This window comes from Nitrospira sp. BLG_2 (genome assembly GCF_049222245.1).
Genome location: NZ_JBLYIG010000006.1, coordinates 1 through 2,502, shown reverse-complemented (window position 1 = coordinate 2,502; position 2,502 = coordinate 1). Strand labels below are relative to the sequence as shown.

3 protein-coding genes are annotated in these 2,502 nt (G+C 55.8%); all 3 read left to right on the top strand.

Annotated features, from left to right (window positions below; genetic code table 11):
• On the top strand, positions 1 to 387 hold a 387-nt coding region (locus tag ACOSYY_RS00165), incomplete at its 5' end, for a S1C family serine protease (RefSeq protein ID WP_421660192.1).
• 69 nt (positions 388 to 456) lie between these two features.
• Positions 457 to 2,193 (top strand): AAA family ATPase, encoded by a 1,737-nt coding sequence (locus ACOSYY_RS00160; protein ID WP_421660191.1) that lies wholly within the window; start codon positions 457 to 459, stop codon positions 2,191 to 2,193.
• Positions 2,194 to 2,259: 66 nt separating this feature from the next.
• On the top strand, positions 2,260 to 2,502 hold a 243-nt coding region (locus ACOSYY_RS00155; protein WP_421660190.1), incomplete at its 3' end, for a proteasome accessory factor PafA2 family protein.

The window sequence follows — 2,502 nt, the reverse complement described above, 5'->3', positions numbered from 1 at the left end:
GGAATCGGTTTCGCCGTTCCCGTCGATATGGTGAACCGCATTGTTCCGGAGCTCATCAAGCATGGTAAGCTCATCCGCCCAGGTCTGGGCGTCTCTCTCGTGCCGGACGCAATGGCGCAGCGCTGGGGCATCAAGGGAGTCATTATTGGCAAGGTGACTCGCGGCGGTGCCGCTGATCGCGCGGGTCTTAGGGGGGCTCGTGAAACCATGATCGGGCGGATCCAACTCGGCGATATCATTGTTTCAGTCGCCGGAAAGCCGGTGGCCACCATTGATAACCTGATGGATGTGATGGAAGCGCACAAAGTCGGCGACCAAGTGAGCGTGGAGGTTTTGCGGGGAAATCGGCGTGAGAAGGTATTCGTGACGCTTCAAGCCGTCAACTAGTCAGCGTGAAGGCATTGCAAGACATGTGTGTGGTAGGATCATTTGGTCGCGTATTGTGAAGGAATACCCATGAGTGATCGCAGAGCTCCTGAACAGGATCAGCCCAAAGATCGGACTGAAGAGCTATCGCTGAAGACCGGAACTGATCCGCTCGAATTGATTGAGCAGTGTTTGGCCTCATTTCCCGAGGAAGATGCCCGACAGAAACTGCTGTATAAGCTGCGTCATGCGGTGACGCTGTCTCAAGCCGCCCATCAACAACGTGAATTGGAATTCAAGAAAGTGAACGAGGTCGTCGCCAAACTGACGGCACCAGCCAACCGTATCGGCACGTTACTTGATGTTCCCGGCGAGGGACTCGCCCGCATCGTCGTTGGACAGGCTGAGTACTATGCCAACGTGGATCCCCGCGTCTCCGATATGGATCTTAAAGTCGGAACGCAGATTCTGGTCAACGAAGCCTACGCAGTGATCAAGACGCTGGGTTACGATCGTAACGGCCCTATCTTGAAACTGGCCGAGAGCATGCCTGACGGACGATTGCGGTTCGAACAGGAGATGGGCCGGCAATCGTTGATTTTACAGAGGTCGACCGATCTTGTCGGTGTGGAGCTCAAGGCGGGTGATGAAATTCGTATCGATCCCAGCCATCGTGTGGCGATCGAGAAAGTGGTGGCTCACAAGACAAGCAGACATGTCCTTGATGAAGCTCCAAAGGTCACGTGGGAGCAGATCGGCGGACAGAACGAGGCGATCGCGGCCATCAGAAAGGCGATCGAGTATCCACTGCTGCATGCGGAGACGTTCGAACGGTTCAAATTTTCCCAACCGAAGGGCTTTCTTCTCTATGGCCCGCCCGGATGCGGAAAGACGCTCATCGGCCAAGCCGCAGCCGGGAGCTTGGCCAAGCTGGTCGCCGAATCAAAACAAGAGCACACGCTCGATCGAGACAAGGGTTCTCCGGTGACGAGCGGCGCATTCCTCCATGTAAAAGGACCTGAAATTCTCAACATGTGGCTGGGAGAATCGGAGCGGATGGTTCGCGATCTCTTTGAACAGGCCCGAGCGAGACGCAAGGACGGCGCCTTGCCGTTTATCTTCATCGACGAAGCGGAGTCAATTTTGGGGACGCGACGTGCCATGCGCTCCTTCAATATTTCGAATACGCTCGTGCCGATGTTTTGCAGCGAAATGGATGGAATCGAGTCGCTACGTGACGTGGTCATTATTTTAGCTTCCAACCGCCCTGACTTGATCGATCCGGCGGTGCTGCGCCCCGGCCGCATCGACCGGAAGATCAAAGTCAATCGGCCGAACAAGGACGCGGCAGCCGAGATTCTGAAGGTCTATTTGACCACGGAGCTGCCGCTGGATCCGGTGCTGGTGAAAGAGCGAGGTGGCGAGCAGATTCGAGCAGTGCTCTCGCTGGTCGAAGACATCATTGAGTCGATCTTCCGTCGAACGGAGGATAACCGGATTTTGTCGATCCGGCTTAGGACCGGGCAAAACAAAGTGCTGTACCGCGGCGATCTGGTGAGCGGAGCCATCTTGGCCTCGATCGTTCAACGCGCCAAGGAAAAAGCCATCGATCGTACGATTCAGTCGGGGCAGCCGTCGGGATTGCAGGTCAAAGACCTATTGGATTCCGTCTCGGAGGAATTTCGAGAGGGCGACATGTTACCACCGGACGATGCGGCGGAGGAGTGGTTGAAACTGCTGGACCATCACCCGGAACAGGTCATTGGGGTGTCCTCTTTCCGACGGGGACGTCAGACAGAAGAACGGCTGATAAATCAGATCATCTGAAGACGTGGAAGGTTGAGGGACAGGCTGTTGCTTGGTTCACGCTTGGCAGGCCACGTCTAACAGACTATGCGTCTTTTTGGCATCGAAACCGAGTACGGGATTACGAGGAATGACGTACCGGAGATGGATCCGGTCGTGGAATCGATGGAATTGGTGCGGGCGCATCTCGCCGCTTCTTTCGAGCGGCGTTGGGATTATGCCGGTGAGGATCCGCATGAGGATGCGCGTGGCTTTCGCGCGTCTGGTTTGCAGCAGGATAGGGAAGAAGCTGAGTTTGCGAAGGTCGATGCCCATCGTCCTTTTTCGTTC